This window comes from Roseibium sp. FZY0029 (assembly GCF_036350355.1).
Taxonomy (GTDB): Bacteria; Pseudomonadota; Alphaproteobacteria; order Rhizobiales; family Stappiaceae; genus Roseibium.
In genome coordinates, this window is the sequence record NZ_JAZDVZ010000001.1 from 297,269 (window position 1) to 324,236 (window position 26,968).

A 26,968-nucleotide genomic window follows, 5' to 3' on the forward strand; every position below is an offset into this window, starting at 1 on the left:
AGTGTCTCTCGTCAGGCTGTCTCTTAAGCCGGCCTCTTCTCGCCTGCCTTCACCCAAGCAATGACCAGTTCATAGAAGACCGCCAGGATGACGGGCCCGAGAAACAGGCCGATCAAGCCATAGGCTATGGTGCCGCCGAGCACACCGATCAGGATCACCAGCATCGGCACGTTGAGGCCCCGGGACATCAGGATCGGCCGCAAGACGTTGTCGATGAGCATGACAGGCACCATCAGCACGGTGAACAGAAGCGCCGGCATCAGGTCCCAGGAACTCCACGCCCAGATGATTGTCGGGATGATCACCAGTGCCGGGCCAATCTGGACGATACACAGGATCAGGGCCACAAAGGTGAGGACGCCGGCAAGAGGCACGGAAAAGGCGATCAGCACGATGCCTGTGAGCAGCCCCTGAACGACGGCGACACCGATGACGCCACGCGAGACATTGCGGATGGTGGCTCCGGCCAGATCGACGAATTCAGACCCACGCGGAGCAATGATGCGGTCGGCGAACAGCTTGGCGCCCTTGGCAAGAGCGGGAGCCGGCACAAACAGGCAGCCTGACAGAATGATGGACACAACGAAGAACAGAACGCTGCCGCTGAGAGACGCCAGAACGCCGAGAATGCGACTGCCGGCAGGCACCAAGGTCGGTCCGACCTTGGCATACACCTGTTCCAGCCCCTGGCCGGCAAGTTGCCAGATTTCGGAAAGCTTTGCGCCGACCACCGGAAAAGCGGCCAGCTTCTCCGGCAACGGCGGCAGCTTGAGCACCCCACTGGCAACGCCGTGGTACCACCCTTGCAGCGTATCGACGAGACTGACCACCAGCACCGCGACGGGCCCAATGACAATCGCCAGGCAGAAGAGGGTGATCAGCACAGCTGCCAGAACCTTGCGTCCGCCAAGCCTGGCTGTCAGCCAGCCAAAGACGGGATACAGCGCAACCGTCAGCACCACGGCCCAGACCAGAAACAGAAAGAATGGTGCAACGAGCTGAAGCGAGAAATAGGCGAATAACCCGAGAACACCGAGGCGGATGGCAATGTCGATGACCCTGGCATCAAGCGTCGGGTCCTGTTTCACGACTGTTTTCACCCGCGGTGTGGATGAGGGTTCTTCTGTCATATCCGCCTGCCCCAACAGTCTGAAAAATCGGTGGACTTGAGAATAGCCGCGGCAGCGGAGAGCGCCAGTGGAAAGTGCGCTTGCAAGCGGTTTTACGTTGCGCACCAAAGGTGTTGCGCAAGTGCAGGGCAATCCGAACCGAGAGCGTTGGATAGCTGCGGGAAGCCCCAAGGCGGACTAATCCTTGCGGAAGATCACACCGGCGAGCCAGCCGGTAAAAATGGCCAGAGAGACTGCGAGAAGGCCATAAAGCAACGGATAGGACTGGGCCATTTCGAAGGTGACCTGTTCAAAACCGCTTTTCGCGACGGCCAGTGTCTGCTCTGTCTGGGCCACCACATTGCCATGCAGGAACAGGAAACTTTTCACCTTGTAGTCGCCAACCGGAATATTGGCCGGCAGCGGAATATTGGTGCGGAACATCGTGTCGGTCAGAAAGGTGATCGAGGTTTCCTGCTCCGAATAGAGGCCCATCTGCTTGCGCAGACGAACGAAGGCGCGGCGAAAATCGTCCCGATCGGACAGCGCCACGTTGGAAACGCCGGACACCGCCAGATTGATGTGGTTGAGGCCGATGCCGAGATCATCAAGCACCGTGCGGTTTGCCATTCTGCCGATGTTGATCGTGCTCGCGACGGCATAATAGGACGGCACGTTTTGAAACCGCTCGGCCTCGCGGTTGACCCACACGCCCAGAAAGCGGCCCTTGCGGCGCGTGGTTATATCCTGGGGCGGACCTTCCACGACGATGGCAAGTTCGTAACCGCTCGGGTCGTTCGGCTGGCGCTCGATGTTGCTGGCCTGCCCGAAAATGACGATTTCCGTACCGGTGAAATTGGACTGGATCGAGATCAGGTCCGACGACAGGGACGTCACCAGTTCCTGAGCGGGCCGGTTCTGCGCGTTTGCGCCTGTCGCCAGACACAGGACGATCGACAGAAGCAGGATCAGCCGGCTCATGCCCCTGCTCCCTTCCGGATCGCGATGGAATAGAAATCGTCCGGCGTCAGCAGAAGGTCGACCGCAAAACGCAGGCCGACAGCCAGCACAAGCAGAGCCAGCAGCAGGCGGAGCTGGTCGCCGCGCAGGTTCTGGCCCATGCGGGCGCCGAACTGGGCTCCGATAACACCACCGATCATCAGCGTCATGGCCAGAACGATATCGACTGTCTTGGTACCCATGGAATGGAACACGGTTGCGGCCGCCATGGTGAACAGGATCTGGAACAGGGAGGTTCCAATGACGATGTTGGTCGGAACGCGCAGCAGATAGATCAGCGCAGGGACCATCATGAAGCCGCCGCCGATGCCCAGGATCGTGCCGAGAAAGCCGATGATCGCGCCAAGCCCGACAACCGGAATGACGCTGACATAGAGCTTGGAGCGGCGGAAGCGCACCTTCAGCGGCAGACCGTGGATCCAGTTATGCTGCCCGGGTTTGCGCGCCTTGGGCGCTACACCGGATTTGCGCCGCCGGATGGCACGGATGGATTCGAACAGCATCAAGCCGCCGATGGCGCCCAGGAACGTCACATAGGACAGCGAAATCACGACATCGAGCTGACCGACAGACTGCAACACCTGGAACAGGATGACGCCGATCAGCGAGCCCAGCACACCACCGCAGAGCAGGATCGTGCCGAGTTTCAGGTCGATGGCCTTTCGTCGCCAGTAGGTGACGACAGCCGACGACGAGGAGGCAACCACCTGGGTGGTGACGGTTGCGACGGCAACAGCCGGTGGGATGCCGGAGAAGATCAGCAGCGGCGTCAGCAGAAACCCGCCGCCGATACCGAACAGTCCCGACAGGAACCCCACGGCACCGCCCATGCCGAATATCACGAAGATATTCACCGGAATCTCGGCTATGGGCAGGTATAATTGCACGGGATCAACCGGAAAATTGCAGAAATGACTGCATATTGATTACGATGAAATGGTTAAAGACCTGTACTGTCCGGCCTGTCAACCGGCCTGCAGGCCGGTTCCGTTCCATTCGCCGATTTTAGACCAATGACCGGCGGAATTCGACCAATGCGTTGCGAATTTGTCCCGGCATCAGGCCCGTTTTCAAGACCGCATCCGATACCGCTTCTCCCGTCAAAAATCTGATGGCATTTTTGCCATGGGTTTATCCAATGCAAAGCTGACAGCGGCATCCGTTGTTGCCGGCACGTTCTTTCTTCCGGCACCAGGAGAGATCAAGAGCGCTGCCACACAGCCAGGACGCCCAGCCGGGCAGCAAGCCTGACTGGGCGTCATTCCGAGTTCGGATTTCCAGATCTTTCGCCGGTCAAGGTCGATCAGTGCTTCCGGGTCAGATCGCCTGGCTCTTCAATTCGTCCAGCAGACGACTGTCAACTTCTCCGGTTTCCGGCATTCCGAGACTGCGCTGGAAGGCGCGGATCGCGCTACGGGTGCGCGGCCCCATCTGACCGTCCGGCGTGCCGGTGTCGAAACCGAGATAGTTCAGCTTGTCCTGGGCTTCCTTGACCATGGCCGTGTTGTCGGGAGCCTGGATCGACACCTTTTCCGCCGGCAATGCAGCGGCATCCACCCAAGCCGGTTCCATCGTCACCTTGTTGGCAGCCGCATCGGGCGTCTTCAGCTTGAAGCTCTCGACGGCAAGCCGGGCGTTGGCGAGCATTTCCTGGTCCATCATGTTGGCGACGTCGTCACGGCGCTTGGCCGCTTCCGGATCGCCCTGATCAGCTGCGATGGCAAACCACTTGTAGCTGGCAACCAGGTCCTTATCGACACCGATGCCGCCGGCATAGAGGATGCCCAGATTGAACAGGCTGTCCTTGACGCCGAAGTTGGCGGCTTGCTCGAACCACTTTGCAGCGGCGGCATAGTCGGGCTGTTCGCCGCCCCCTTCCGCATAAAGAACGGCAAGGTTGTGCATGGCTTTCGCATTGCCTGCCTCGGCGGCCTTGGCGTACCAGGCTTTTGCCTTCGGCAGGTCCTTGTCGACGCCGCGACCCTTCTCGTAAAGGCTGGCGAGCCGGTACTGTGCGGGCGCAAGGCCCTTGTCGGCCGCTTTCTGATACCAGACCGCCGCCGTGGCCAGATCTGCCGGGACGCCGTTCCCCTCGGTGAATTTCACACCCACCAGGAACTCCGCGGCCGCATTGCCACTGGCTGCAGCACTGCGCAGCGCCATCGGACCAACGCCTTCCGGCGGCAGGTTGGCGAGGAGGTTTGCCGGCGCACCAGCGTCGCTTGCAGGCTGGAACCCTGACACTGTGCTTTCACCGGCAGCGCCAAAGGTGCTCGCAACGCCAGCAGGCGGGGCGAAGGCCAGTTCGGTTTCCGGGGCAAGCGGTCCGGTGGCAGACGCTGTCTGGACGGTGCCGCTCTCCGTGACCGGAGCTGAGGGAGACGGTTCGGGCTGCGCGGCGGCCACAGCCGGTGCCTGCTCCGTCATTGCATCGCCTGTGTCGTCCGGCAGAGGCTGACCTGCCCCGGATGCCACACCTTCAGAACCTGCGGGTTTTGGACCCGAAGCTTCGGCGCCGCGGCTTTCTGCAAGAGCAACTTCAGCTGCCTTGTCAGCGACCGGCTGGGCATCTGCCTGTGCCGGGGCCGCATCCGCCATGTCCTGCGCGGGCACGGCTTCAACGGTTTCGGGCGTATTGGCGGCAAGCTGGTCGCCCTCTTCCGGGACACCGGTTGCCATGCGGAACACCTGCAGCGTGCCGAGCAGCAGCACGACGGCAGCAGCGGTGTAGAGAATGGCGCGGCGGCGTCCATTGGAGGCCTGGGGCGTTTCCGGCGCCGGGCGGTCACCCGGGAGAACGGTCGCATCCTGAGAATCGAACGCCTGATCGGCAACTTCCTCGGCCTTCAGTTCCAGGTCTTCGACAGGCTCAACCTTGTCTGCCTTGGCGGCGGACTTGTCGCGCTTGAGGACGTTGCGCAGCCAACCGACGCGTGCCTTGCCGCGTTCCTCGTCGGCCACTTCCGGTTCTTCGACCGTCTGTTGGCGCTTTTCGAGTTGAGCGGCTTCGGCAGATGCAGCCTGTGCGGCCCGCCGGGCGGCGGCAATGAAGTCGGCTTTGCGGTCCCGGGTCCGGTCGTCGGAACGCGGTGCTTCAACCGGACGCTGCTCGCCTTCCGACTTCTTGCTCCTTGACCTCTTGGAAAAGAGCGGAGCAGGCTCGTCGACATTGATCGGTGAGAAGCTGGAAGCCGGCCCGTCGCCGATATGTTCGGCACGTTCCAGATTGTCCAGGCGTTCGGTCAGCGATCCAAGAACGGATTTGACGCCGTCAAAGGTGTTGCGTGTCCGCTCGTCGTTTCCTTCGGCGGCATCCAGCAATCGCTTCAGATCGGACTGAAGCTCCGTAATGGCCTGATCATACTGGCCGCTACGAGCTGTCGGAGCGTTTTCGATGGCTTCCAGGGCAGCTTCGCGGGCAATCCCGACGACGTCCGCCCGGGTTTTCTCCAGGCCCTTCTCGATCCGCTCCAGGAACGGCGAGAACTGCTCCATGCTGAAGGCGCGCGAAGACGTGCTTTCGATCTGTTCAGCGAGCGCGGCAACCTTCGCGCCAAGCTGTTCGAAGCGGCCGTCATCGGTCACTTCGGCGCCCTTCGACACAACCTGCGCCAGATCGGCGATCCGCTGTTCCAGTGCCTCGGTGGAGGCCGGGGCGGACACGCTGGCGCGCATGGACCCGATTTCCGCCCGAAGCTTGTCGAGATCGGATGTCGTAACGGTGTCTTTCGGTTGTTCCAGACGCTCGGTCAGATCGTTCAGGCGTTCCTGAAGCTGGACAAGGAACTTGGTGTCCGGCGCATTGCCGCCTGCCCGCATGGCTGCCGCATCCAGAACAGGAACGGGCCGAGCTGATTTCTTTTCGATTGCGTCTATCTTGCTGGAAATCGTTTCCAGGCGGTGTTCAAGAGCCGCGAAAGCTCCCGCATCGCCCGAAGGCAGCGGCCCGGCCTGTTCCATCCGCTCCAGGCGGTCAACGATCTCATCGAGACGACGGTCGACCTGGCCCAGATGCTGACTGTCGACCGGAGCGGCGCGGTCATCGGCCATCATGCCGACGATGTCCTCAAGACGCCCCTGCAGCCTGGAAATGGTTTCCGGTTCCGGCATGCGCTGTTCCATGGCGGACAGACGGCTGTCCAGACCACGCTGTTCACGCGCCAGCACTTCCAGATCGTCCAGCCGGCTGGAGACGAACTTCATCCGGTCGTCGATGCCCTCGACAAGACCCTTGATGTCGATCTGTTCGACGAAGCCGCGCACTTCCCGCAATTCAGCGCGGAGAGGTTCGATCTCGTCATGGCCCTTGCGCTGCAAGAGCTCTTCCATACGTTCGGCAATGCTGACGACCCGGTCTTCCAGCACCATCATGTGCTCGGACCGGGGCAGCGCGGCAAAGGCGTCCTCGATTTCGTTGAGGCGGGCGGTCACGCCCCTCAGAACACGCGGGTCCACCGAAGCACGTGACAATTCGTCGAGGCGTTGCAGAATGTGGGCATAGCCATGCTCAAGGGTCTGCAGAGCCCCTTCCACGTTGGTGCGGCCAACCATGTCCTTCAGATCCGCAACTTCCTTGCGGATATCGCGGGCAAGCTGATCGTTCTTCTTGTCGGCCCGCAGACGCTCGACCATGTCGGACAAGCGGCGCAATTCCGCGTTCTGCCGGCTCACGGTTTCGTTGGTGCCGCGCGACAGGCCGCCAAGCGCCTCGCGCAGGGAACCGAGTTCGTCACGAACCTGATTGAAAGCCTGTTCCTGCGGCGCTCTCAGCGCATCGATGCGGCGGCCAAGGTCCTTGTAAATATGCATGGATGCGTCGTTTCTGCCGCGCCCGTCCCGGTCCCGGTGGCGGGACGGCTGCCGCGCGTAGTGCGTTCCGTAAGCATCGTCTTCTTCATAGGAGGGGTCTTCGGCAGGCAAATTGTCGATGGCGTAGCTGCCGGGGCGCGGACGCGAACTTGGCGCTGAGCGAAGCGGCTCGTCCACGAAATCGGAACGATAGTCCTGCCCGTAATCGTGTCTCGGGTCAGGTCTTGCCAGCCCTTGTACCTGTTCGTCCAGACGATCGAGAGCCCCCATGACGTCATCGATGCCCGGCTCCCTGTGCTGCGCTCTGCGGCGCGGCGCAGGCTGACGCGGCTCGGGCCGGCGGGTTTCAGGCCTGTTTGTTGGCCGACGTGGTTCCGCCTGGTCCGCCAACAGGCGGTCCAACTCGTCTGCCACGGCATCGAGGTCCTCGTCGCGTTCTTCGGAGGGATAACGGTCCTGACCGCCGAGCGCCGTTGCAGTACGCGTCAACCTTTCGATACGGCTGCGCGCCGGCTCGCGGCGCGGTGCATCGTAAAAGTCATCGCCTTCATACGCATCACGGCCGCGGCGTCCTGCCTCGTTTTTCTTCCAAGCCGGCATCTCTTGACCCTGGGCTGACGGTCATTCAGACCGCTGATGGAGCAGGCTGCACCAAACTTCCGTCGAGGACGGGACAGGCGCAGCGTTTTGAAAGACTTTGTCGTTTTAGGGTAAACAGGCCGTTAATTGGCGTTGCTAAATGCGAAAACAGTCCGTTTTCGAATGAATAACCGCATTTCTGGGGAACAGGGTCGAGCGAATCGCCGAACGCTACGTTAACGAAATTTCCCCCCGGGCCCTTCCGTGACTGGACGTTAACGCAAACGTAAGCTAAATAGTACGCAAGAAACCGGCTGAGCCACTGTGCACACAAACGCGTCACCTGCCAACGCACCGCAGACCATGTCTTCGGAGCGGGTTTCGAAAACTGCATAACATCAACGATGAGCCGGGCAACGGCTGGAAAACGAGAACAAACTGCTATGAGCGAAGCTCTTTCGATCCTCAATGAAGATGATCTTGTGGACGTTGTGTCCGCGACCGACGACAGCACCAAGAAAACCCAGTTCACGATCGGTGATCTGGCAAAGGAATTCGACTGCACCCTGCGTACGCTACGCTTTTACGAAGACAAGGGGTTGCTCAACCCGAAGCGTGACGGCCTGAACCGGGTGTATAACCGCCGCGACCGCGCCCGCCTGAAGCTGGTGCTCATGGGCAAGCGCGTCGGCTTTTCGCTGTCCGAAATCCGCGACATGCTCGACCTTTACGACCTGCGCGACGGCCAGGTGACCCAGTTGCGCGTTGCGCTGTCCAAGTTCAACGAACAGATCGCCGTTCTTGAAGAACAGCGCAAGGACATCGAACAGGCCATTGAGGAACTGTCGCGCACTGTCGAGATCGTGTCCGGCATGCTGAAGCACAAGGAAGCGGAAGAGGCATAAGCCCCTTCCTTTCCGACCTGATAGAATTGAAACCGCTGGAGCCACCTCCGGCGGTTTTTGTTTGCAAAGCTGCCCTTGCGCAATTTTTACGAGAACCGACAGCCTTTTCCCAAATCGACAGAATTCTTCAAAAATACGCTCTCTCAACACGAATTCGTGTGCCGAACTCCCGGAAATCATTCCCATCAGCATGTTTTAGGCGTATTTTTTTTGTCACCCCTTCCGTCGGGACACCACTTGCCGGAAAAAAACAAGACGCGTATATAGAGCCCAAGGTGACGTTTACGGAAACGTAAGGTCAATACATAAACGGCAAATCTGGGAGGATTTCCATGCCGAGCTATACCGCTCCCGTCGATGACACGCTTTTCCTGTTGAAGGACGTGTTCGGCTACGACCGATACTCCAACCTTCCGGGCTTTGCCGATGCACCTCTCGACCTGGTGGAAGCGATCCTGCGCGAGGGCGGCAAGTTTGCAGAAGAAGTTCTTCAGCCTCTGAACCAGATCGGCGACAGTGAAGGCTGCACCCGAAATGACGATGGCAGCGTCACGACGCCAACAGGCTTTCTCAAAGCCTACAAGGCCTTTTGCGAAAACGGCTGGGGCACACTGTCGGCCGATCCGAACTATGGCGGCCAGGGCTTGCCGCATACGCTGACAACCATTTTCAACGAGTTCGCCTCGTCGGCCAACATGGCCTTTTCCATGTATCCAGGGCTGACAGCAGGTGCCGTTGCGGCCCTCACGATCCACGGCACGGACGAGCAGAAGCAGACATATCTTCCCAACATGATCGCCGGGACGTGGACCGGCACCATGAACCTGACTGAGCCGCATTGCGGAACGGATCTCGGCCTCATCCGCACCAAGGCGGTGCCGCAGGCCGACGGGTCCTACAAGATCACCGGCACCAAGATCTTCATCTCCGCCGGTCAGCACGACATGGCGGAAAACATCATCCATCTGGTGCTGGCCCGCATCGAAGGTGCACCGGAAGGCACCAAAGGCATTTCGCTGTTCGTCGTGCCGCGCAATGCGATCGGCGATGACGGCTCGGTGGGTGACAACAACGGCGTTTCCTGCGGCTCCATCGAGCACAAGATGGGCATTCACGGCAACGCGACCTGCGTGATGAACTATGACGATGCCACGGGCTGGCTGGTCGGTGAGGAGAACAAGGGCCTGCGCGCCATGTTCACCATGATGAACGAAGCCCGTCTCGGGGTCGCCGTTCAGGGTCTTTCCCAGTCGGAAGTCGCCTACCAGAATGCGGTCACCTATGCCAAGGACCGCATCCAGGGACGCGCTCTCACCGGCCCGAAAAATCCGGACAAGCCTGCCGATCCGATCATCGTGCATCCGGACGTGCGCCGCACCCTGATGCAAATCCGGTCCTTCAACGAAGCCGCCCGTGCGCTGATCATCTGGACTGCGCTGCACGGCGATGTCTCGCACCGCTCGGACGACGAAAAGTCCAAGCAGTTTTCCGACGACATGATGGGCCTGATGACGCCCGTGCTGAAGGGCGTTCTGACAGACACAGGCTTTGCGAACGCGGTCAATGCACAGCAGCTTTACGGCGGCCATGGATACATCAGCGAATGGGGCATGGAGCAATTCGTACGCGATGCCCGTATTGCCATGATCTATGAGGGTGCCAACGGCATTCAGGCGCTGGATCTCGTCGGCCGCAAGCTGCCGGCGAACGGCGGGCGCGCGGTCATGAGCTTCTTCAACGAGGTCAATACCTTCCTGAAGGAGAACAAGGACAATGAAGCCCTTGCCGCCTTCACCGGCCCCTTGAAGAAGGGCATGGACGATCTTCAGGCCGCGACCATGTGGTTCATGAACAACGCCATGAAGAACCCGGACAATGCCGGCGCCGGTTCGGTCGACTACATGCACCTCTTCGGTCTCGTCGCCATGGGCTACATGTGGGCAAAGATCGCCAAGACGATCCAGGAAAAGACCGCGGAAGGTGCAGGCGACAAGGCTGACTGGCTGGAAACCAAGCTGACCTTTGGCCGTTTCTTCATGGAGCGCACCCTGCCGGAAACAGCCGCTCACCTCGCCCGGATCTCGTCCGGCTCCGAAACCATGATGTCGGTTGCCGCGGACGCCTTTTGAGGGCGTCCGGGGACCGGCTGGCTGATGGCGGAAATTTGAGCCCGCAAATCGAAACCGGCCGCTATAGTCGCGTTCCAATTTGATTTGCGAGGGGATTTTCAAGTTATGGCTGAATACGTTCTTCACTGCATGGCCCAGTCGGGGCACTCCTACAAGGTGGCCCTGATGCTGGAACTGTGCGGTGCCGACTGGAAGCCGGAATGGGTCGACTTCTTCAACGGCGCCACCCGTACGGAAGAGTTCCGCGATACGCTGAACGAGATGGGTGAAGTGCCTGTGCTTGTGCATGGGGACGCCATCCTGACCCAGTCCGCCGTGATCATGGACGACCTGTCCGAGAAATTTGGCGCCTTTGGCTGGGAAAACGACGAGGAACGGCGGGAAATCCTGCGCTGGACGATCTTCGACAATCAGAAGGTTTCCGGCATGCTCGGCCCGCTGCGGTTTCTGCGTACGCTGATGAAGACCGGCGAAACCGACGTCGTCAAATGGCTGGATGGCCGTTCGAAAGCCGCGCTTGCGATCCTGGACAAGCATTTTGCGAAGAACGATTTCGCCATCGGCAAGAAGCCGACCAGCGCCGACTTCTCGCTGTGCAGCTATCTCTTTTACGAAGGTGAGCTCGGGATCGATCTCGAGGCTTATCCGAATGTCACAAAATGGCTGGGGCGGATCAAGGCTCTGCCCGGCTGGAAACATCCTTACGACCTCATGCCCGGTCATCCCTTGCCGGAAAAGACCTGAGGCCAATCCGCTCCAGAGGAGGATCTGATGCCCGAAGCCTATATTTACGACCACGTGCGCACCCCGCGCGGACGCGGCAAGAGGGACGGTTCGCTGCACGAAGTGCCCACCGTCCGTCTGGCTGCCACCGCGCTGGAAGCGATCCGCGACCGCAACGGTCTCGACACGACCCGGGTGGACGATGTTGTCCTGGGCTGTGTCGACCCGGTCGGGGAAGCCGGTGGCGACATTGCCCGTGCGGCGGTGTTTGCAGCCGGTTACGACAAATCGGTTCCGGGCATGCAGATCAACCGCTTCTGTGCATCCGGTCTCGATGCGGTCAACATGGCTTCGGCCCAGGTGATGGCAGGCCAGCACAAGCTGGTGATTGCCGGCGGTGTGGAAAGCATGAGCCGCGTCGGCCTTGGCGCCTCGGGTGGCTCCTGGCCGATCGAGCCGCAGGTCGCCATTCCCTCTTATTTCATGCCCCAGGGCGTGTCGGCGGATCTGATTGCCACCAAATACGGTTTTTCCCGCGATGACTGCGACGCCTACGCGGTGGAAAGCCAGAAGCGTGCCGCCAAGTCCTGGGACGAAGGCCGGTTCTCCAAGTCGGTCGTGCCGGTGAAGGACGTCAACGGCATCACCATTCTGGACCGGGACGAGCACATGCGGCCGGACACCGACATGCAGTCGCTCGCCTCGCTCAATCCCTCCTTCGAGATGATGGGCAACATGGGCGGTTTCGATGCGGTCGGCATTCAGGCCCATCCGGAAATCGAAAAGGTCAAGCACGTCCACCACGCCGGCAACTCTTCCGGCATTGTCGACGGCGCTGCCGCTGTGCTGATCGGCTCCAGCACTGCGGGCCGCTCCTGCGGCCTGAAACCGCGCGCCCGCATCAAGGCCTTCGCCAACATCGGCTCCGAACCGGCCCTGATGCTGACCGGCCCGGTGGATGTCACCGAAAAACTGCTGAAAAACGCCAAGATGGACATCAAGGACATCGATCTCATCGAGATCAACGAAGCCTTCGCCTCCGTCGTTCTGCGGTACCAGCAGGCCTTCGATCTCGATCCGGCTATCGTTAACGTCAATGGCGGCGCAATTGCCATGGGCCATCCGCTTGGCGCTACCGGTGCCATGATCCTCGGCACCGTGCTCGATGAACTGGAACGCCGCGATCTCAACACCGCCCTCGTCACGCTGTGCATCGGCGCAGGGATGGGCACGGCGACCATCATCGAGAGGGTCTGACCATGATCAGCAACATCGACAGGGAGTTCGCCCAGATCACCGACTATTGGTCTCCGCGCGTGGTAGCCGATGTCAACAATCAGAGCGTCAAGCTTGCGAAGCTGAAAGGCGAGTTCGTCTGGCATGACCACCAGGACGAGGACGAACTGTTCTTCATCGTCAAGGGCAGCCTCACCATCCGCTACCGCGACCGGGACGACGCCGTCCTGAAGGCGGGCGACATGCATGTCGTGCCCAAGGGCGTCGAGCACAATCCGCTCGCTGAGGACGAATGCTGGGTGATGCTGTTCGAACCCGCAGAGACCAAACACACCGGCGACGTTGTCGTCGACGGCACGAAGACGGCTGCGCAACAGCGCGCCCATCTGCAGTCGGCCGGCGCCTGACCCGAGGAGGACCATCACATGAGCTACAAGAATTTCACCGTTGAAACCGATGAGGACGGTTTCGCCCTGATCACCTGGGACATGCCGGAAAAATCGATGAACGTCATCGATCTGTCGGTCATGGACGAGCTGGATGCGATTGTCGACCAGGTGGCCGGGGACGAGGCCATCAAGGGTGCCGTGATCACCTCCGGCAAATCCGCTTTTTCCGGTGGGGCTGACCTGACCATGCTGGAAGGCCTGCTGAAGGACTTCCACGTCAAGCGCGGCAATGACGCTGAAGCGGCTGCCAAGGCGCTCTTCGACGGTTCGCGCAAGCTGTCTCAGGTCTACCGCAAGCTGGAAACCTGCGGCAAACCCTTCGTGGCGGCCGTCGCCGGCACCTGCATGGGCGGCGGCACGGAGCTGGCGCTGGCTTGCCATGGCCGGGTTGTCGATGAAGGCCTGAAAATGGGTCTGCCTGAAGTCAAGGTCGGCCTCTTCCCGGGTGCCGGTGGCACCCAGCGCGTGATGCGCATGACCGACGGCCAGCAGGGTATGCAATTCCTGCTGCAGGGCCGTACCTTGCGTGCCCCGCAGGCCAAGCAGATGAAACTGGTGGATGAGGTCGCGCCGACCAAGAAACTGATCGCCGCTGCCAAGAAGATGCTGAAGGCAGGCCTGGACCCGGTCAAGGACTGGGACAAGAAGGGCTACAAGCTGCCGAACGGCAATGTCTATTCTCCGGCAGGCTTCCAGTTCTGGCCGGCCGCCAACGCGATCTATCGCCGCGAGACCCATGACAATTATCCCGGTGCCCGCTACCTGCTGCGCTCGGTTGTCGAAGGCCTTCAGTTGCCGATGGACCTCGCGCTCCGGGTGGAAAGCCGCTACTTCGCCAAGGTGTTGCAGACGCCTGAAGCTGCCAACATGATCCGCTCGCTGTTCGTCTCCATGCAGGAGCTGAACAAGCTGGCCCGCCGTCCCGCCGATCAGCGACCGAACAAGATCCGCAAGATCGGTATTCTGGGCGCTGGCTTCATGGGCGCAGGCATTGCCTATGTCACGGCGCAGGCTGGCATCGACGTCGTACTGATCGACCGCGACCAGGAGGCCGCCGACAAGGGCAAGGCCCATTCCGACGAGCTGATCACCAAGGCGATCAAGCGTGGCCGGGCGACCGAGGAGCAGAAGGAAAAGCTGCTGTCGAAGATCACCGCCACCGTCGACTATGAAGCCCTCGCCGACTGCGATCTGGTGATCGAAGCGGTGTTCGAGGACCGCGACATCAAGAAGGCGGTGACGGAGAAGGCGGAAGCGGTGATGAAGTCCCGCGCCATTTACGCTTCCAACACCTCGACGCTGCCGATCACCTCGCTGGCCCAGGCATCCAAGCGGCCGAAGAACTTCATCGGCATTCACTTCTTCTCGCCCGTCGACAAGATGATGCTGGTGGAAGTGATCCTCGGGAAGCGCACCTCCGACCGTGCGCTCGCCATGGCGCTCGACTATATCAAGGCCATCAAGAAGACCCCGATCGTCGTCAACGACAGCCGTGGCTTCTACACCTCACGCGTTGTCATGACCTACATCCGTGAAGGCCTGATGATGCTTGCGGATGGTGTTCCGGCGGCCATGATCGAAAATGCCGGCAAGATGGGCGGTATGCCCGTTGGCCCGCTATCGCTTGGCGATGAAGTGGCGCTGGATCTTGCGTGGAAGATCGTGTCCGCAACCCGCAAGGACCTCGGCGTCAAATACGTCGAGGGCCCGCTCGACAACATCCTTGAGGAGATGGTCGTCAAGCAGGAGCGCTTCGGCCGCAAGAACGGCAAGGGCTTCTACGACTACAAGGGCAAGGACAAGAGCCTGTGGCCCGGCATTCCGGAAGTCACCGGCCAGCCGAAGCCTGCCGAGAGCTTCAACATCGAAGAGCTCAAGCAACGGCTTCTGGTGATGCAGGCGCTCGAGACCGCCCGCATCTTTGAAGAAAAGTGCCTGACGGATGTGCGTGAAGCCGATGTCGGCTCGATCCTTGGCTTCGGCTTTGCCCCCTATACCGGCGGCACGCTGAGCTACATCGACATGATGGGCACGCCCGCTTTTGTTGAGCTGTGCAAGAAGTTCACCCGCAAATGGGGCCCGCGCTTCAAGCCCAATAAGCTGCTGAAGGACATGGCCAAGGAAAACGAGACCTTCTACGGCAAGTTTCCGCCGAAAGCGGACGCCAAGGTCAAGGACGCCGCCTGATCACAAGCCGGTGCCGCTCTCCGATGGGAGCGGCACCGGACTGTCGCCCGCCCAACAATTGTTAGCATTTTACGACAAAACTTGATCCGGCGTGACTTGTCATGCACAGTTCCCCCTCGAATAAGGCATTGGCTTTCTGGAGAAACGTATGCCACTTGAGGGCGAATGGGCGCGCTCCGATGTCTTCCGCGTTCTGCGTGACATCTGTTCGGATGCCAAACTTGACTGGCCGCAGATGGCCAGGCTCTATGAGTTCGACCTCGCAAGCCTGGACGATCCTCAGGGAACCGTCCCAATAGCTGCCTGGCATGCCGTGTTTGAACATGTCGCCGTTGTTCTGGACGACGACGCTGTCTTATTCGACATCTTCAACACCATCGATATTGGCTGTTTTTCCATCTTCGACTACCTGTTCGCCTGCGCCCCTTCGCTTCGGGACGCTTGTCAGGCCTGGGCAAGGTTCAGCCCGATCAGAACCAATGCCTATCGCTTGAAGTATGATGAGGACGAGACCGGAGGCTACGTCGAGTGGCCCATTCTCGAGGGACGAGGGGAATGGCGGCAGAACGTGTTTGCTCGCGTGGGCTGGGCGACACAGCAGATTGAACATGCGCTCGACATGCAGGTGCCTCCAATCCTCATCGAGCTTGCGACACCGCCGCCCAGATGCACTTCCAATTTTCAGAAAAAGTATCTGGGCCGGATCAAATTCGGGGCGACACGGAACCGAATTTCGTTTCCGAAGTCTCTGCTCTCCCGCCCTCTGCGGCGCCACGACGCCCATTTGTACGAGATCATTCTGAAATCGGCGACCTCGGAACTGGAGCGCTTCGGCGAGCTTGAATCACCGCTTTCGCGCATTGCGAACGAAGTTGCGGCCAGCCTGTCGACCGGCGCCTGCACTTTGCCGCTCATCTCCTCCAAACTGGGCATGTCCCAGCGGGCGGTCCAGCGGCTTCTTGAAAGAGAAGGCACGAGCTTCCGCCAACTTAGCGAGGAAGTTCGGCGCTCCGCTGCCGAACGCTATCTGCTCGGGACGGATATGCCGATGAAAGAGATCGCGTATCTGCTCGGTTTTTCGGAATTGAGCACCTTTTCCCGTGCGGTGAAGACCTGGTTCGGGGTGTCCCCCAAAAAGGTGCGGGATGCACCGCGCTCCAGACCGCATGCAACGGACAGAACCGCATCGGCACGCAAACAGACGGTCAAGCGGTCGAAGACGGCGGCAACACTCCCCTCTGCCCTACGGCAGTCCGCCGCCGCAAAGTAAAATCCCCGCGGTCACGGCCACGGCCGTTACGCTGACACTTCGTTATTTTCCAAGAATTGCGGCACGGCGGCTTCGGGCTTGTCGCCACCGTGCCAGAGATCATTCGTACTGCCGGCGGTCTCACGGGTGTTTCTCCCTGAAACCACCTACCGCAACCGGCTGTTCATCCAGTTGGATGAAGAACAGGTGGGGTCGATGGCGGCTGGCCCATCCAGCGATGTGTGTGCCTTATCTGCCGGTTCGGGATAGTTCCCGCGCCGGCGGCTTTCTTTCACCGCAGGTAGAGGACGGCAGACCGCAGCGGATGTGGGTAGCCGCAAACGATCTAGATGCACATTCCTGAAAGTATTCATACGCCAAGCCTGCATCCATGTCTTTGGCATGATGCGTACAGAATTATACGATTTACGACATCAAGTTTAATTAATAAAAAATCTTACTATCTGCCATCTTCAGAACGTCCGGTCTCGCAGTGTTTGGGTGGCCTCATTGTAATCGGCAACGAATGTTCCTAACTTCTGGCCAGGATTGATACCAACATCATGCAGGAGACCCATATGTCCGACACCGGCCTGAGCCGTTTTCTGGGAGGCTCGCCAGCCCAGGTGCTTTTGCGGCTTGTGTTCCTGTCCTTCGTTGTCGGCATCATCCTCTCCGCGCTGAACCTCGACCCGCTCGACCTGATCACCATGTCAATCGAGTTTGTCGAACGCCTGTGGAACATGGGTTTCAACGCTCTCGGACGGCTGGGCAAATATCTGGTCATTGGTGCAATGGTGGTCGTGCCCATCTGGCTGGTCACCCGCCTTCTGGCCATGGGGCGCAACCGCTAGGAACTGGGATGGGCAACGTTCCGACCTGGGCCCCGCGCGCAACTTCCACGGGAAATTAACGCTTTCTTAAGCAAAATTAATGGAAACTGGCGCGGCCTTCCCAAGCCTGAAAGGGCCTTTCCATGTCCGCCGTTGCCACATCCAGATTTGCCGCCTCCTTTCAATCCTATTCGCGTATGGGCACTCAGGCGGGCAATCGGGCAGCTTCGCTGGGCGCAGCGCAGAAGCTCACCACCTTTCTCACGGCGACCGGCTCGGCGGAGGACGAGGACAAGGCAAAATCCCTGTTCGAGACGTACAAGGACTCCGTCGAACTCAACAACAGTCTTTCCCGGTCGGTGGAATCCAACAAGGATGCGTTGCTCAGCCAGAAGATCAACAAGGCCAAGGAGCGGATCGAGCGGCTCAAGGAAATGCTTCGGTTCGCAACGCCAGAGCAGGCCAAGCGGCTGCTCAAGGAGCTGAAACAGGTCGCCAAGGAGTTCAAATCCGCTTCCCAGGACCTGAAATCGGCAGGACAGAGCCTGAGCGGTGGGGCAACCGGCGCGGGCGCTCTTGCAGGTGCGTCAAGCCTCACCGGCGCAACCGGCTCGCCAGCGGTGACAGCGGACGCAAGCGCTCTGGGTACCGGAGCCCTGGGAGCTGGAGGTCAGGTGCCGGTCACGGACGCGGTCGCGACGGCAAGCATTTCCGAAGCAAGTGTTCCAACTTCCGCGCCTGAAGCAGGCCCAGCCTCGCCGTCCGGCGCAGACCAGGCCGAAGCCTCGGGCCAGGCAGATCAAAGCCAGGCAAGCCAGGGTCAAACGGATCAAGGTCAGAACGGTGAGGAACAGGATCGGTCCTCCCCGGAGGAGCAAAAGTCCGAGAGCTGGAAGGAAGACCTCGCGGCCGCCATCCTCACCTATACGGAACGACAACAGGAAACGGACAGGGCTCATACCGCAAGCCGCCGGTCAGGGCTTCAGCGAGACAAGGAAGCCCTTGCCAAGATGGCCGATGACATCAAGGCGCTGGCCGAACAGATCGAGCGCCTGCTCAAGCGGGATGACCGCGACTCCAAAAAGGACCTCAAGGATGTCCGCGAGAACCTGAAGGACGGCATCAAGGCACTGAGAGACACAGAGATCGCGGCAGAGCCGGAAGTACCTTCAACCATTGCCGCCGGCAGCACGGACGCTGTCTCCGCAGCAAACGTTGCGGCAAATGTTTCCGTGCAGATGTCGGATATCGTGGTTTGATCCGTTTTCCCCAGGTGTGGACGTCTCAGCCCGCCGCAGACAGCGCCCCCTCCATCAAAACCGCCCTTGCTGTCCGGTGCAGCGTGACATGGCGGTCGGCCAGTTCGTCGATGTCTGTTGAATAGCCTCCGCCCAGAACGCCGGCCAGAGGCACGCCTGCCTGTCGCACCGTTTCAATGACATAACGGTCGCGCCGGCAAAGCCCTTCGCGTGACAGCGCCAGCCTGCCGAGGCGGTCGCCCGAATAGGGGTCGACACCGGCATTGAAAAAGACGATGTCCCACGGACCCTGGCGCAGCAGGTCCGGCAGCACCTCCTCCAGAACAGCAAGATAGACTTCGTCTCCCGTGCCATCGGCAAGGCCTATGTCGAGATGCGAAAGGACCTTGCGGACCGGGTAGTTCTTCTCCGAATGGAGCGAGAACGTGAAGACATCCGGGTCTCCTTGAAAGATGTCCGCGGTACCGTCGCCCTGATGGACATCGAGGTCGATCACCAGCGCCCTTCGAATGGCCCCGTCCGCTTGCAGCACCTTGATGGCAACGGCGACGTCGTTGAAGACGCAGAACCCGGCGCCATGCGCCCGCCGGGCATGATGGCTGCCACCAGCGGTGTTGCAGGCAATGCCGTGTTCCAGTGCCAGATATCCCGTGAGCACGGTTCCACCGGTGGCGCAGCGGGCACGAAGGGCGATGTCTTCGCGCATCGGAAACCCGATTTCCCGCGCTATCTTCTCCGGCACACGGGCATTGAAGACCTGGTCGACATAGGCGGGATCATGTGCCAGTGCGACCCACTCGAAAGGAGCTGGACGGGGCCTGAAAAAGCCGCTGTCGCCCAAGAGGCCTTTTTCACGTATCAGCTCGGCGACGGCGCGGAACTTGTCCATCGGAAACCGGTGATTGGCGGGAAGATCGGCGCAATAGGCCGGATGGTGTACGATCGGCAGGGTCATCTGTGCGCAATATAAGGCGCTTGTGGCGTCACGGGCACCCCTTTGCGCAGAGCCAATGACGTTTGTGACGCCACCTTCAGGAGCAGCCCCCTTCCCTGCCCCGTGTCAAGGCGGCGACGTATACCCGGTATGTGCGGAAAAGAATTGACGTGCAGGGACATGGCGGACATGAAGGTCTTCCCTTTGAAGCGAGCCATCATGTCCCACCCTCTAGCTACCGGCGAGCGGCCAAGCCTGGCCTTTGCGGTTACGCACCGCTCCGTTCTGGCAATCGCCATTCCGATGACGCTCGCCTATCTGTCGACACCTCTGCTCGGCATTGTCGACATGGCCGTGATCGGGCGCCTCGGAGACCCGGCCCTTCTTGGCGGTATCGCCATCGGCGGCATCATCTTCGACCTGGTGTTCACGACGTTCAATTTCCTGCGGTCCGGGACAACAGGGCTGACGGCACAGGCCTATGGGGCCCAGAACGAGGAAGAAGTCAGGGCGACACTGCTGCGCGCCTTTCTGATCGCAGCTTTCGGCGGCCTTCTCGTCATCCTGTTACAGAGCCCCTTGCGGGAAACCGGCCTCTGGTTCCTGGGAGGCAGCGCCGATGTGCAGGCCGCCACGAGCCGCTATTTCGATATCCGCGTCTACAGCGCCCCGTTTCTGCTTGCCAACTATGCCATTCTCGGCTGGTTCATCGGCCTTGGGCGTGCTGGAACCGGGCTTGTTCTCCAGCTTGTCCTCAACGGGCTCAACATCGGGCTCAGTGTCTGGTTCGTCATCGGGTTCGGCTGGAGCGTGGAAGGCGTTGCCCTGGCAACGGTCCTGAGTGAAATCGCGGCAACATGCCTGGGTGTCGGGCTGATCGTCTTCACCTCCGGCAAGGCGCCATGGCCGGCTCCCAAGGTCATTTTCGACCGCCGCTTGCTGGTGCGCATGATGGCCGTCAACCGCGACATCATGATCCGCTCCTTCACCCTTCTGTTCGCCTTCGCGTTTTTCACCGCGCGTTCGGCAGACCAGGGCGACACCGTTCTTGCGGCCAACGCGCTGCTCGAAAAATTCATCATGCTGACGGCGTTCTTTCTGGATGGCCTTGCCACCGCGGCGGAACAGCTTGCCGGCAGGGCCGTCGGCGCGAGATACCGGCCCGCCTTCGACCGCACCTTGAAACTGACGGCCCTGTGGAGCTTTGCGCTGGCCGCGATCCTGTCAACGCTGTTCTGGTTGTTCGGCCAACATGTGATCGATTTCATGACGACAGCCGAAGATGTCCGCCAGGTGGCTGCAGCCTATTTGGGCTGGGCCATTGCGATGCCCCTGTTCGGGGTGCTGGCTTTCCAGATGGATGGCGTCTTTATTGGAGCCACCTGGTCGTCAACCATGCGGAACATGATGCTGCTGTCGCTGGTCGTCTATCTGGCAGCCTATTACCTGCTGTTTCCGGTCCTCGGCAATCACGGCCTCTGGCTGGCGTTCCTGCTGTTTTTCGGCACGCGCGGACTGACGTTGCTGGCGGCCTGCCCGAAGCGGGCGGCGGAAACCTTCGGAGCCGCCTGACGGCGGCTCTTACTAAGCCGTTTCCGAGGCCCAGGCGTCCACATTGGCATCGCGAGCCTCGCGCAGCGATGCGATCCCGTGCTGATCCAGTTTCGCAGACAGGCCGCTCAGGATCTCGTCGATCAGCCCCGCACCCTTGAACACGAGAGACGAATAGAGCTGCAGCAGATCGGCACCCGCGGTGATTTTCGTCCAGGCAGTTTCCGCGCTGTCGATACCGCCAACACCGATGATCGGCAGGTCGGGTCCGGCCAGTTTGCGGGCGCGCGCCAGCATGATGGTCGACCTACGGAACAGGGGCTTGCCGGACAGGCCGCCGGTCTCCTGCGACGGTCCCTTGCCGCTGAGGCCTTCGCGCCCGATGGTCGTGTTGGAGACGATCAGACCGTCGACAGTCTTGGCGAGCACTTCCTCGACAATGTCCCGCAGGTCTTCATCTGCCACGTCCGGCGCGATCTTCAAAAGGACTGGAACCTTGCGTCCGAGCTTTTGCGTGGACGCATCCCGCGCACGGATCACGGCGGTCAACAGATCGGCAAGCGCAGACCGCGCCTGCAGGTCGCGCAGCCCCGGTGTGTTCGGCGAGGAGATGTTGACCGTAAAATAGGACGCCAGGTCGGCGAAAGCGCTGATCCCGGCGACGTAATCGGCGATCCGGTCGGTCGCATCCTTGTTGGCCCCGACGTTGATGCCGACAATGCCAGCATGTTTTCGCCGGGCTTCGAGGCGCTGGCGCAGGGCCGCATGGCCTTCGTTGTTGAAACCGTAGCGGTTGATCACCCCTTCATCGTCTGGCAGACGAAACACGCGCGGGCGTGGGTTTCCGGGCTGTGGCCTCGGCGTCACCGATCCGGCTTCGGTATATCCGAAGCCGAGCTTCAGCAGGGCATCCGGCACTTCACCGTTCTTGTCGAAACCGGCTGCCATGCCCAGCGGATTGGGGAAGGTCAGATCCCAGAGCCTTACCGCAAGACGCGGATCGTCAGTCCTCCGGCGCGCAGGCATTAGTCCGGACTTCAAGGCCAGAATGGTCGCACGGTGCGCAGTTTCAGCGTCCAGGCACTGAAGGCCTTTCAGCGCGGCGTTTTCCATAAAGGGCGGTATCATCGCGCCAGCTCCGGAAAGTCATGCGACCCGTCCGCCGAAAGCGGCAAATCCTTTACCCAGAGTGCAGTCGTCGGGTCCAGCGGAGCGTAGAGATGTGGGAACAGGGCGCCCCCGCGCGAGGTCTCCCACTTCAGATCGTCGCCGAAACTGTCCGCATCGAAGGCGGCGATCAACAGCTCCCGCTGGCCCGCGAAGTGCTTTGCAGCGGTTTCCCGAACCTGATCTTCAGCGGAAAAATGAATGAAGCCGTCCTGAAGATCCACCGATGCGCCTTTGAAAACGCCGAGGCCGATAGCTTCCTGCCACAGGGATTTTGGAACGATCTTGAATATCAGTGTCATCTGTCTGCCTTGCCTTGTGCCAGCGACGGCATGGCAGGCAAAGGCCCGGCGCATGCTCAGCCGGTCGGGACACTACTCATCCGGGCCGCCCCGAACAAGCCGCACGCGCAGGCTTGCCTGTTTCTTTTGAAATTTGGCCGGGAAAACCCATATGCGTGAAAGGTATTTATTCCTGTCGCGCAATACGGAGAAACCGGTAACCGTGCTCTCACACGAAAAAGTCTGGGCTGCCATCGACGCCCTCGCCTCCCAGAACGGACTCTCCCCGTCCGGCCTGGCACGGCGGGCCGGTCTGGACCCGACCGCGTTCAATCCGTCGAAACGCGTTGCGGGCGACGGACGCCCGCGGTGGCCCTCTACCGAGTCGCTTGCCAAGGTGCTGGCGGCGACCGGCGAAGCCCTGAACACCTTTGCCGCACGCGTGGAGACCGTGGACGGGCCCAGTGACAGCCTGCCTGCCCTGGTGCCCCTTGCCGCACTGGAAGCTGCCTCAGACCGCGCTGCCTTCGACGGCGCGGGCCGCCCCTCGGGCGCGAGCTGGCAACGTTTCAGCTTTCCGCTGCCCGGAGCCTCCTTTGCGCTGCAGGTGAGCAACGAAGACTTCCAGCCTCTTTACAGAAACGGCGATATCTTAGTCGTTGCCCCCGATGCCCCGCTTCGAAACGGGGACCGGCTGGCACTCAAGCTCGCCAGCGGCCGTCTGTCAATTTATACGTTGCAGGAGGCAGGCAGCGAAGAACTGGCTGTCCGCACAATCGGGGACAATTCTCACTCCATGCGTTTTCGGCACTCGGCAATCGAGTGGACTGCCCGTATTATCTGGGCGAGCCAATAACCTGCGAGCCACCATTGATGAAGCTTCGGCCTCTCATAATGCCTGCAATCGTGCTGACCACCGCAGGTGGTCTGCTCGCATGGCTGTTGCTGAGCGACCCGCCTTCCGCGCAGAAGGAACAGGTAGCGGCAAGCCGTGTGGCTCCTTCCACCGCCGAAGCGCAAGAACCGGTACAGACGGACGAGACCACCTCGCAAGCTGCCCCGACGCAAAGCGAGCCGGTTGTCGTCGTCGCAGCCGCACCGCGGCCGGATGATATTCGCAACGTTTCGCCGGAAGGTGTTTCAGCGCCGAAAGTCAACGGCGATCTGAAACGTATCGAGCCTTCCAAACGCTATCTGGAACTGAAGGACCCGCCGGCCGAACCCATCCCGGACGGACCACTGGAGTTGATGCGCGTGCAGGTTCTGGATGGCGGGCGTATCAAGTCGGACAGATTGACGGTGACGCTTGCCCATATCGTTCCGCTGAAATCGGACGAAACCTGCGTTTCACGCCTGGGCGGCACCTGGCCCTGCGGTGCAAGGGCACGCACCTTCCTGCGAGGCCTGGTGCGGCAGTTGAAGGTGGTCTGCGACAAGATCGAGGACACCGGCCCGCAACAGATCCTGGCCACCTGCAGCCGCGGTTCCATGGACCTCAGCAGACGGCTTGTCCGCTACGGCTGGGCGGATCCGGCCCCGGATGCTCCTGAAGACCTGTTTGAACTTGCCGAAAAGGCCAAGGAACGAAAGGTCGGCAAGTGGCAGTCGGAATGGCTGAACGAGTTGCCGACGACCGAGCTGGAAACCGAAATACCGTCCGCATTGCCGGGGCTGGAGGAACTTGCACCGGAAACCGTCGAATGGAGCCTGAGGACAGAACCGGATCAGCCGGATGATGGTCAACTGACCATCGAGGACTACCCCCAGGCTGACCCGACCGTACGTTGACGGTGAACGGGCTTAGACTTCCTGGAAGCAAAGCGGCGGACAGGCGATAACGCCAGTGGTTCGAGGCCAAGGCCACAGGCAAAGACCTTTTGCGGGCGCCGGCAAGCCCGTTTCGTGTTTAACCGGATTGGTATTAGGCTTTCAGGTTCGGAGAAACCGGATCTGGAGTTATCATGACCGGAGACATCAAGGTCGGAATTATCGGTGGAACAGGCCAGCTCGGCAGTGCCATCGCAGGGGCGTGGCTGGACAGTGGCTGCGTCAAACCTGATCATCTCTGGATATCCAATCGCTCCGGAACCTCTGCAGGCTTCGAAAGCTGGCCGGAGATCACCTTCACCCCATCCAATCAGCTTCTGGCCGATGCCTGTGATGTCATCCTTCTGTCCGTCCCGCCGGCGCTTGTCGATACGGTTCGTATTTCAGCCACCGACAAACTGATCCTCTCAGTTATGGCGGGCGTTTCGCGCGACCGGCTCAAGGCCATCACAGGCTCGGACAGGGTCGTTCGCGCCATGTCGAGCCCGGCGGCTGGCAAGCGGCTGGCCTACTCACCCTGGTGTGCGGCTTCTTCGCTCACACCAGCGGACCGGAAGCGCGTCCAGACACTGCTATCGGCCTGCGGTCCAAGTGATGAAGTCGCTGACGAACAGCAGATCGAGGTGTTCACCGCCATAACCGGGCCAGTTCCCGGCTTTGCCGCCTTTTTCGCCGACTGTCTCGTTGAGTATGCCCGCGCCAACGGGGTGGAGAGGCACATTGCCGAACGCGCTGCCAAACAGCTGATCCTTTCGGCGGGACAGATCATGGCGGGAGACCCAAGATCTCCGGCAGAAAATGTTCAGGAAATGGTCGACTACGCTGGAACGACCGCCGCCGGTCTTCTCAAGCTGAAGGAACTGGGCGTTGCCGATTTGATCGGTGAAGGACTGGAGGCCAGTACCGCGCGTGTCAGAACCATAGCCGGTCCGGACTGATCCGCGCAGCGCCCGCCGGAAGGTAGACCGTAAAGACGAAAAGCGGTGCATCTGCACCGCTTTTGCTCTTGTCTTTCGATCAGGCCGTCAACTCGCCTGCCAGCGCCTTGCGGATCATCTCACGCGTTTCAGCAATGCCGTAGAGAGCGACGAAGGATCCGAAGCGAGGGCCTTTTTCCTGCCCGAGCAGAAGCTGGTAGAGCGCGGAGAACCAGGCGACGGATACACCGGGACCGCCATCCGGGCCCTTCTTGGACGGGTCCTGATAGCGCTCGATCGACCGGGCAACGTCCAGAACCGCGTCCTGGATGGCTGCGCCATCCGCATCGGCCGGCAGGGCTGCCAGGGTTTCATCCAGCTTTTCCAGAGCAGTGCGCTCGACATCGTCCGGAACCTTGAACGACTTGGTCGGTTTGACGAAATCGTCGAAGTAGCGGATCGCATAGCCGACCAGCGCATCCAGCTCCGGATGGGTCGATGCAGTGACGCCCGGAGCGTAGCGGGAGATGAACGCCCACAGCACGTCCTTGTTTTCCGCGTTGGAGGCGGACACGAGGTTGAGCAGCATTGCGAAGGGCACCGGCATGTCGATCTTCGGGATATTGCCCGAATGGATGTGCCAGGCCGGGTTCTGCAGCTTCTGCTCCACCGGCATCTGCTCATATTTCTGGACGAAGGTGTAATATTCGTCCACCGCCTTCGGGATGACGTCGAAATAGAGCTTCTTGGCCGTCTTCGGCTTCTGGAAATTGTAGAGCGCGAGGCTTTCCGGCGCGGCATAGGTCAGCCATTCGTCGATGGTCAGACCGTTGCCCTTGGACTTGGAGATCTTTTCGCCTTTCTCGTCCAGGAACAACTCGTAGACGAAGTGTTCCGGAGCCGTGCCGCCCAGGATGTTGCAGATCTTGTCGTAGATCGGCGCATTGGTCATGTGATCCTTGCCGAACATCTCGAAATCGACGTCAAGCGCGGCCCAGCGCATGCCGAAGTCGGGCTTCCACTGCAGCTTCACCTTGCCTCCGGTGACCGGCAGAGTGATGTCCTCGCCAGTCTCGTCGGCAAAGGTGATGGTGCCATCCTTCGGGTTGACGTCCTTCATCGGCACATAGAGCACCCGGCCCGATGTGGGCGAGATCGGCAGGAACGGCGAATAGGTCGCCTGGCGTTCCGCACCGAGCGTCGGCAACATCACGTCCATGATCTTCTGGTACTTCTCGGTTGCCCGGATCAGCACGTCATCGAACTTGCCGGCCTTGTAGTATTCGGTCGCGCTGGCAAACTCATAGTCGAAGCCGAACGTGTCCAGGAACCGGCGCAGCATGGCGTTGTTATGGGCTGCAAAGCTGTCAAAGTCGCCGCCGAACGGGTTCGGCACCGCAGTCAGCGGCATCTGCAGGTAAGGTTCGAGCGCTGCGCGATCCGGTACGTTTTCCGGGATCTTGCGCATGCCGTCCATATCGTCGGAGAAGCAAAGCAGCCGGGTTGGGATCTTGTCTTCGGTCAGCAGGCGGAAGGCGGTTCGCACCATGGTGGTCCGCAGAACTTCGCCAAAGGTGCCAATATGCGGCAACCCGGACGGGCCATAGCCCGTCTCGAACAGAACCGGCTTGTCCGATCCCTTTTTCTCGATCCGTTTGACCAGTTTTCGCGCTTCTTCGAACGGCCACGCTTTCGATTTCGTGGCCGCCTCGACAAACTCTTGCGAAAGGTCAAGCGGAGGCAGGGATTGTTCGGTCATTTTTCAAGTCGTTCTGTTCATGAGAATGGATGGAATGCAGCCGGC

General features: G+C 60.6%; 21 protein-coding genes. 13 read left to right on the plus strand and 8 right to left on the minus strand.

Features of this window, described 5'->3' with window-relative positions; genetic code table 11:
* Positions 1-23 precede the first annotated feature (23 nt).
* From V1T76_RS01370 to V1T76_RS01385, 4 genes are all read right to left on the minus strand, one after another.
* The gene (locus V1T76_RS01370; protein WP_330558828.1) at positions 24-1,130 is read right to left on the minus strand and encodes an AI-2E family transporter; all 1,107 of its coding nucleotides are present in this window, start codon (positions 1,128-1,130) and stop codon (positions 24-26) included.
* Positions 1,131-1,307: 177 nt separating this feature from the next.
* Entirely contained in the window at positions 1,308-2,090 is a 783-nt protein-coding gene (locus tag V1T76_RS01375; RefSeq protein WP_330558830.1) for a TIGR02186 family protein, read from the minus strand.
* Positions 2,087-3,016, minus strand: a complete 930-nt coding sequence (locus V1T76_RS01380) for a sulfite exporter TauE/SafE family protein (RefSeq protein ID WP_330558831.1) — start codon at positions 3,014-3,016, stop codon at positions 2,087-2,089. Before V1T76_RS01380 ends, V1T76_RS01375 begins: the two co-directional genes overlap by 4 nt.
* A 430-nt stretch (positions 3,017-3,446) precedes the next feature.
* Positions 3,447-7,538: a peptidoglycan-binding protein gene (locus V1T76_RS01385; protein WP_330558833.1), complete on the minus strand. Its 4,092-nt coding sequence runs from the start codon at positions 7,536-7,538 to the stop codon at positions 3,447-3,449.
* Positions 7,539-7,960: 422 nt separating this feature from the next.
* Between V1T76_RS01385 and V1T76_RS01390 the strand changes: the two genes are divergently transcribed.
* From V1T76_RS01390 to V1T76_RS01430, 9 genes are all read left to right on the plus strand, one after another.
* Positions 7,961-8,422: a MerR family transcriptional regulator gene (locus V1T76_RS01390; protein ID WP_040439631.1), complete on the plus strand. Its 462-nt coding sequence runs from the start codon at positions 7,961-7,963 to the stop codon at positions 8,420-8,422.
* A gap of 332 nt (positions 8,423-8,754) precedes the next feature.
* Positions 8,755-10,551 carry an acyl-CoA dehydrogenase C-terminal domain-containing protein gene (locus tag V1T76_RS01395; RefSeq protein ID WP_330558834.1) on the plus strand — a complete coding sequence of 599 codons (1,797 nt, stop codon included), beginning with the start codon at positions 8,755-8,757 and terminating at the stop codon, positions 10,549-10,551.
* A 105-nt stretch (positions 10,552-10,656) separates the two neighbouring features.
* Positions 10,657-11,295: a glutathione S-transferase family protein gene (locus V1T76_RS01400; protein ID WP_330558835.1), complete on the plus strand. Its 639-nt coding sequence runs from the start codon at positions 10,657-10,659 to the stop codon at positions 11,293-11,295.
* A 27-nt stretch (positions 11,296-11,322) separates the two neighbouring features.
* Complete coding sequence (locus tag V1T76_RS01405) at positions 11,323-12,531, plus strand: acetyl-CoA C-acetyltransferase (protein ID WP_330558836.1); 1,209 nt, start codon at positions 11,323-11,325, stop codon at positions 12,529-12,531.
* A gap of 2 nt (positions 12,532-12,533) precedes the next feature.
* Entirely contained in the window at positions 12,534-12,917 is a 384-nt protein-coding gene (locus tag V1T76_RS01410; RefSeq protein ID WP_330558837.1) for a cupin domain-containing protein, read from the plus strand.
* Positions 12,918-12,935: 18 nt separating this feature from the next.
* On the plus strand, positions 12,936-15,146 hold the full coding sequence (locus V1T76_RS01415) for a 3-hydroxyacyl-CoA dehydrogenase NAD-binding domain-containing protein (protein ID WP_330558838.1): 2,211 nt from the start codon (positions 12,936-12,938) through the stop codon (positions 15,144-15,146).
* Positions 15,147-15,294: 148 nt separating this feature from the next.
* A complete protein-coding gene (locus V1T76_RS01420) occupies positions 15,295-16,416 on the plus strand; it encodes an AraC family transcriptional regulator (protein WP_330558839.1) in 1,122 nt (373 codons plus the stop codon).
* A gap of 557 nt (positions 16,417-16,973) precedes the next feature.
* Positions 16,974-17,249 (plus strand): DUF6460 domain-containing protein, encoded by a 276-nt coding sequence (locus V1T76_RS01425; RefSeq protein WP_330558840.1) that lies wholly within the window; start codon positions 16,974-16,976, stop codon positions 17,247-17,249.
* Positions 17,250-17,371: 122 nt separating this feature from the next.
* Entirely contained in the window at positions 17,372-18,487 is a 1,116-nt protein-coding gene (locus V1T76_RS01430) for a hypothetical protein (RefSeq protein ID WP_330558841.1), read from the plus strand.
* 25 nt (positions 18,488-18,512) lie between these two features.
* Here the strand turns inward: V1T76_RS01430 and V1T76_RS01435 are convergent, their stop codons facing one another.
* A complete protein-coding gene (locus V1T76_RS01435) occupies positions 18,513-19,442 on the minus strand; it encodes a histone deacetylase family protein (protein ID WP_330558842.1) in 930 nt (309 codons plus the stop codon).
* Between the two features lie 198 nt (positions 19,443-19,640).
* Between V1T76_RS01435 and V1T76_RS01440 the strand changes: the two genes are divergently transcribed.
* Positions 19,641-20,993 carry an MATE family efflux transporter gene (locus V1T76_RS01440; protein ID WP_330558843.1) on the plus strand — a complete coding sequence of 451 codons (1,353 nt, stop codon included), beginning with the start codon at positions 19,641-19,643 and terminating at the stop codon, positions 20,991-20,993.
* Positions 20,994-21,005: 12 nt separating this feature from the next.
* On the opposite strand, the gene V1T76_RS01445 is transcribed toward V1T76_RS01440, so the two are convergent.
* Complete coding sequence (locus V1T76_RS01445; protein WP_330558844.1) at positions 21,006-22,100, minus strand: quinone-dependent dihydroorotate dehydrogenase; 1,095 nt, start codon at positions 22,098-22,100, stop codon at positions 21,006-21,008.
* Entirely contained in the window at positions 22,097-22,441 is a 345-nt protein-coding gene (locus tag V1T76_RS01450; protein WP_330558845.1) for a DUF952 domain-containing protein, read from the minus strand. The genes V1T76_RS01445 and V1T76_RS01450 overlap by 4 nt, the downstream gene beginning before the upstream one ends.
* A 151-nt stretch (positions 22,442-22,592) precedes the next feature.
* Here V1T76_RS01450 and V1T76_RS01455 point away from each other — a divergent pair, with 151 nt between their 5' ends.
* The 3 genes from V1T76_RS01455 (at position 22,593) to V1T76_RS01465 (ending at position 25,185) form a co-directional block, all read left to right on the plus strand.
* On the plus strand, positions 22,593-23,276 hold the full coding sequence (locus V1T76_RS01455) for a S24 family peptidase (protein ID WP_330558846.1): 684 nt from the start codon (positions 22,593-22,595) through the stop codon (positions 23,274-23,276).
* Between the two features lie 38 nt (positions 23,277-23,314).
* Positions 23,315-24,208 (plus strand): thermonuclease family protein, encoded by an 894-nt coding sequence (locus tag V1T76_RS01460; protein ID WP_330558847.1) that lies wholly within the window; start codon positions 23,315-23,317, stop codon positions 24,206-24,208.
* Between the two features lie 173 nt (positions 24,209-24,381).
* Positions 24,382-25,185, plus strand: coding sequence for a pyrroline-5-carboxylate reductase family protein (locus tag V1T76_RS01465; RefSeq protein ID WP_330558848.1), 804 nt, complete (start codon positions 24,382-24,384; stop codon positions 25,183-25,185).
* 79 nt (positions 25,186-25,264) lie between these two features.
* Here V1T76_RS01465 and V1T76_RS01470 read toward each other — a convergent pair whose 3' ends face one another.
* On the minus strand, positions 25,265-26,923 hold the full coding sequence (locus V1T76_RS01470; protein WP_330558849.1) for a lysine--tRNA ligase: 1,659 nt from the start codon (positions 26,921-26,923) through the stop codon (positions 25,265-25,267).
* Positions 26,924-26,968: the final 45 nt, after the last annotated feature.